General features: G+C 40.3%; 5 protein-coding genes and 1 pseudogene. 3 read left to right on the top strand and 3 right to left on the bottom strand.

The genetic code is table 11. The features are described 5' to 3' along the window. A pseudogene (locus L652_RS0107425) lies at positions 1-282 on the top strand (ribosome biogenesis GTPase Der); the annotation flags it as partial. Between the two features lie 60 nt (positions 283-342). On the opposite strand, the gene L652_RS0107420 reads toward L652_RS0107425, so the two are convergent. After that, positions 343-846, bottom strand: coding sequence for a zf-TFIIB domain-containing protein (locus L652_RS0107420; RefSeq protein ID WP_024595260.1), 504 nt, complete (start codon positions 844-846; stop codon positions 343-345). Positions 847-873: 27 nt separating this feature from the next. Continuing rightward, a complete protein-coding gene (locus L652_RS0107415; protein WP_024595261.1) occupies positions 874-1,461 on the bottom strand; it encodes a DUF4202 domain-containing protein in 588 nt (195 codons plus the stop codon). Positions 1,462-1,688: 227 nt separating this feature from the next. Between L652_RS0107415 and L652_RS0107410 the strand changes: the two genes are divergently transcribed. Together L652_RS0107410 and L652_RS0107405 are read left to right on the top strand one after the other, a co-directional pair. Further along, the gene (locus tag L652_RS0107410) at positions 1,689-3,416 is read left to right on the top strand and encodes a DUF885 domain-containing protein (RefSeq protein ID WP_024603382.1); all 1,728 of its coding nucleotides are present in this window, start codon (positions 1,689-1,691) and stop codon (positions 3,414-3,416) included. A gap of 119 nt (positions 3,417-3,535) precedes the next feature. Further along, on the top strand, positions 3,536-4,843 hold the full coding sequence (locus L652_RS0107405; RefSeq protein ID WP_024594687.1) for a DASH family cryptochrome: 1,308 nt from the start codon (positions 3,536-3,538) through the stop codon (positions 4,841-4,843). A gap of 29 nt (positions 4,844-4,872) precedes the next feature. On the opposite strand, the gene L652_RS0107400 is transcribed toward L652_RS0107405, so the two are convergent. Then, a partial coding sequence (locus L652_RS0107400; protein ID WP_024594686.1) for a putative sulfate exporter family transporter occupies positions 4,873-5,258 on the bottom strand: 386 nt, incomplete at its 5' end.

The raw sequence follows: 5,258 nt of genomic DNA, 5'->3' as shown, positions 1-5,258 counted from the left end.
CCGCCACTTGTTCGTGGTCGTCGTGTTAAGCTTAAATATGCGCATGCCGGTGGTTATAACCCGCCACGTATTGTAATTCATGGTAACCAAGTTCACGATTTACCAGATAGCTACAAACGCTACCTGATGAACTACTACCGTAAAGCACTGAAAATTATGGGCACCCCAATCAAAATTGAATTTAGAGAAGGTGATAACCCATTTGCAGGGCGTACTAATAAAGTAACGCTTTCGCAAAAACGTAAAATACGTGCATTTGCTAAAGAAAACCGTAATAAATAAACTGCATAAGCGTTAATTTATTACAAAAAAACGGCGTACTTTTTAGTACGCCGTTTTTTATTACTGAAAATTAAGTAATGCTAATTGCACCAGCCGTTCAACTGTCGTGTCTTGAACATTTTTAGGCGCTTTGGGGTAATACTTTGATTTTGGCGGCTTAATAGTTATAAACCCATGATTGGTTGCCATTTCGTGGGCTAACAGCTTTCGCTCTCGGGGGGTTAAATGGTTTTCGTGTATTTTTGCCAGCTCGCCGCTATCAAGCCATATGCCTGCACAACCTGGGCATTCGTCTATTTCAACCACTTTGAGTGGCGAAAAATACCGGCGCATCATCACAATACTTGGGCATTTAGGGCAATTTACTCGCGATGAGACTTCGCCCTCACCTTCGGTATAATTACTCAAATACTTAAGTAAAACCTGACCATGCTTTAACTGTGGCGAGCTAAACTTAAAAATTTGGCTGTTATCAAAAAATACGCCGCCTTGCGCTGACGTAAAAACAGTAATCCCGCCAACAAGTAAAGGTTCAAGTGGCGTATTACTACGAGGACAATACATTTAAAATTCCTTTTTATTTATTTTCTTTTACTCAAGTGCTTTATGAATAAGCCCAACAAGCGGGCCGGGCAATGTAATATTACCTGCAAGTACAAACTCATGCGCTTCATCTGACATTTTTTGCCATGTACGGCGAATAATACCAATCCATTTTTCTTCATTGTAATCTGGTTTTGCATTGGCAAATCCAAGCATATAATGCTCAATAAATACAAGGCTTGCTACATCTTCTACTAATTGGCTGTCTGGGTTACGTTTAATATTTTTTTTAGCGACCGCATCGTACACTCGGTTTTGCTCAGCTTCACCGTAACCAGCTTGCTTCATGAGCGCAACCACGCTGCTAGCATGAAATATATAAAGTGCACTGCGCCACTGATGATAGCCCTGTTTGTTCATTTCAAAATCACTACGTGGCGACTTCCAACGCTGAATATGCTGTGCACGCACTGCAATTTGCATGAGTTCATCGGCATCTGGTTTAAAACGAGTTAACATTTCGCTCATGCGCAAGGCGTATAAACTTTCTTTAGGAAAGCTTTGTCCATTGTGCTGCTCAGTATTAGGGTCTTGGTTGTTTGCTTCATCAATTAAGGTAATTACTTTATTAAACATGACGATCATTTTTTATAATAAGTTTTAATCATTCTAAACGCTGATAAAACAATAAACTAGTACGCCAATCAGTTACGCAGTGAAATTTGTTCAATCAAAAAGTAAAACCAAGAGTTACAAGTTATAAAAGTAAGCGCATTGATTAAGTTAACTTGGTACTATATTGAGCACAAATTAAAATAAAAAAGCGCGATAAATAATAACTAACTCGCCAATAACGGATGACTATGTTTAAAAAAAGTATTCTAGCTATATGCTTAGCGGTTGCATCGCTACCAAGCTTAGCCGACACTAACACTGATTTAAAAACCATTATTGATAACCATTGGCAAAACGCCAAAGCTGAAAAAATATTTTTTCGTACCGACCCAGACGGCTGGAAGCCAAACGGTACATTGCCAAATTGGAGCGAGCAAGCCATTGCAAAGCGCCAAGCTTATAACAACAGCGTGCTAAAAAGCTTAGCCAGCATTGATCCAAAAACGCTCAACAACGAGCAGCTAATGAACTACCGCTTATTTAAATATGAGCGAGAAACCGAGCAGCAAAGCTACCTTTATCAAGATAAGTATTTTCCGGTTAATTTTTTAAGTGGCTGGCATACTTATTTTGCCGAAGCACCGGCTAACATGGCATTTTTAACACCCGACGATTACAACGCATTTTTAATCAGCCTTGCCGACTACCCTCGATTTAATCAGCAAAATATTGATTTAATGAAAGAAGGTATAAAAACAGGCTTTACTCATTACTGCAAAACCTTTGAAAATTACAGCCAAAGCATTAGCGCGCATATTGTTAAGCAACCTGAAAACAGTGCCCTTTACGAGCCCTTTACACGTATACCAAACACGTTTACAGCAGAGCAAAAAGCCACATACCAAAATAAAGCAAAGGCCTTAATCAGCTCAAAAGTAGTCCCTGCTTATCAGCACTTTTACGACTTTTTTGAAAACGATTACATGCCTAACTGTAGAGCACAGCCGGGTATTGCAAGCGTTAAAGGCGGGCTTGAGTATTACAAATACACAGTTAATTACTACACCACAACCAATGCCACACCAAAGAAAATTCATGAGCTTGGCTTAAAAGAAGTCGCGCGTATTAAAGCGCAGATGCAAAGCATTATTGATAAAGTAGGTTTTGATGGCACTTATGCTGAGTTTTTAGAATTTTTAGCGACCGATGAGCAATTTTACGCAACAGACGCGCAAGACCTGCTAGAAAAAACCGCTTTTATAACGCAAAAAATGTATGGCAAATTACCAACCTACTTTAATCATTTACCGCGAAATACCTTTACTATTAAAGGCTCAGCGAGTCGCGGCGCGTTTTATATGCCACCTGCTGATAACCGCTCCCCTGGCACTTATTTTTTAGCCTCAACACCTAAACTACAGCCTTTATATAATTTAGAAGCACTTAGCTTACATGAGGCAATACCAGGGCATCATTTACAAAACGCTATTGCTATGGAGTTAAATGTACCCGAATTTAGACGCACACTTAGCCACTCTGCATTTGGCGAAGGTTGGGCACTATACACAGAGCGCTTAGGTAAAGAAGCCGGCTTTTATCAAAGCCCGTACAGCGACTTTGGTCGTTTAGGCTACGAAATGTGGCGTGCAGTAAGACTTGTTGTTGATACCGGTATTCATGCCTTTGGTTGGAGCCGCCAAAAAGCTATTGACTACTTGGCAGATCACACTGCTTTGCCACAAAGTGCGGTGGAGGATCAAATAGATCGTTATATATCATGGCCAGGCCAAGCGCTTTCGTACAAAATGGGCGAGATAAAAATACGCGAACTGCGTGCAAAAGCGGAAAAAGAACTAGGTGCTAAGTTCGATATTCGCAGCTTTCACGACACCGTAATCGGTCAAGGCTCGCTGCCTATGGAAGTATTAGAAGACGTAATAGACGATTGGATAGCAAAACAAAAATCGGCTATTTAACATTCAAGGAGGCGGTATTATTTGCCGCCTCTTTTTAAAACCCTCTTAAACACCTCAAAACTAATCCCTACCCGCTTTTGCTTCGTAAAGTTAATGATTACAAAAACCTGAGTAAACCTATGAGCAAACGCATTTTATATTGGCTACAAAACGATTTACGAATAGATGACAACCCTATTTTAAGCGAACTTGCTACTGAGCAATGCGCGCTCGATATTGTATTTGTTATAAACCCGCACTGGTTTAAAAATAATAACTATCAACAAAAGCCGTATGGCGTGCATAAACAGCAGTTTTTAATGCAAAGCTTGTATGAACTCCAACAAGCACTTATTGAGCGCGGGCAAACACTGCATGTACTTGAAGGCGAACCTGTATCGCTTTTGAAAGCGCGTATTAATGAGCAAAATATTGATGAAGTTGTATACAGCGAGCAATTTGGCCTGTACGAGCAACGCCAAATAAACTTACTCAAAGCACATTGCCCTAATACTAAATTTACAGGAGCGCAGCAAGACACGCTCTTTAAACAAAGTGACCTACCGTTTGATTTAAGCGAATTACCTAAACACTTTACCCCGTTTCGTAAAAAGGTAGAGGCCGCCACTAGCCCCATTTCACTTTCAACATTACCAAACGGTTTGCTCCCTCAGCCAATAACCTTGTGCGCTAAAAAACCTTTAGAGCGTATAGCAAATAATGGCGTAATGCATGGCGGGTTTAAAAGTGCGCAAACACATTTAAAGCAATACTTTTCAGGTTTACTACCAAGTACTTATAAAATAACTCGAAACGAGCTTGATGGCTTTAATAACACCACAAAATTTAGTATCTGGCTTGCTTTAGGTTGTGTAAGTGCGCGGCAAGTTTATAAAGCAGTTGAGGCGTACGAACATAGTCAAATAACAAACGAGTCTACTTACTGGATTAAATTTGAATTGCTATGGCGAGAGTATTTTAAATGGCATGCACTTAAGGCAGGTAAAAGCCTGTTTAGCTTTAAAGGCCAAAAGCAAACAAAACCCCTTACTACATTTATGCCAAACCGCTTTGCTACGTGGTGTAATGGCGCAACACCCTACCCATTAGTCAATGCCATTATGAATGAGCTTAACGCTACGGGTTATATATCAAATAGAGCAAGGCAAATTGCAGCCAGCTGCTTAGTGAACGAGCTTGGCCTTGATTGGCGCTATGGCGCAGCATATTTTGAACAACAATTGATTGATTACGATGTAGCCGCTAATTGGGGTAATTGGCAATATATAGCAGGTGTAGGCGTAGATCCGCGTGGTGGTAGGCACTTTAATATTGAAAAACAAACGTTACAGTTTGACCCGCACACTGTTTACACTAATAAATGGCAAGGTAATAAAAATGCAAGTACACAACTCGATAACTTAAATGAAGTTGATTGGCCAATTTAAGCCGCCAATCAACCTTTACCAAGTAACGTTTAAAACAGCTCAGCAATGCCTATATTAATAGCGTAACCACCCAAGGTTAAAAACAAAAATAAACAGCCTGCTAATAAAAGCGGCTTTATACCTGCTTGGCGAATAGCGCCAACATGTGTGCGCAAACCTAAAGCCACCATCGCGATGGTAAGTAATATATTATCAAACCATACAATGGCGTTTGAAGCCCCCTGAGGTATAACCGATAACGAATGTACACCACTTGCCACAATAAATAACACCGCAAACCAAGGGATTGTAATACCCGCTTTTTGCTCGCCGCCAGGCGCGTTTATATTTGCATGCTTTTTACTTTGCCAAAACGATAAGCCCACTAAAAATGGTGCAAGCATCATCACCCTTAGCATTTTTTCTATAACGGCGG

The sequence above is a fragment of the Pseudoalteromonas sp. TB25 genome (genome assembly GCF_000497995.1).
Lineage (GTDB): Bacteria > Pseudomonadota > Gammaproteobacteria > Enterobacterales > Alteromonadaceae > Pseudoalteromonas > Pseudoalteromonas distincta.
Note: the sequence above shows the minus strand (reverse complement) of the source record. Positions and strands in the feature narration are given on the sequence as shown.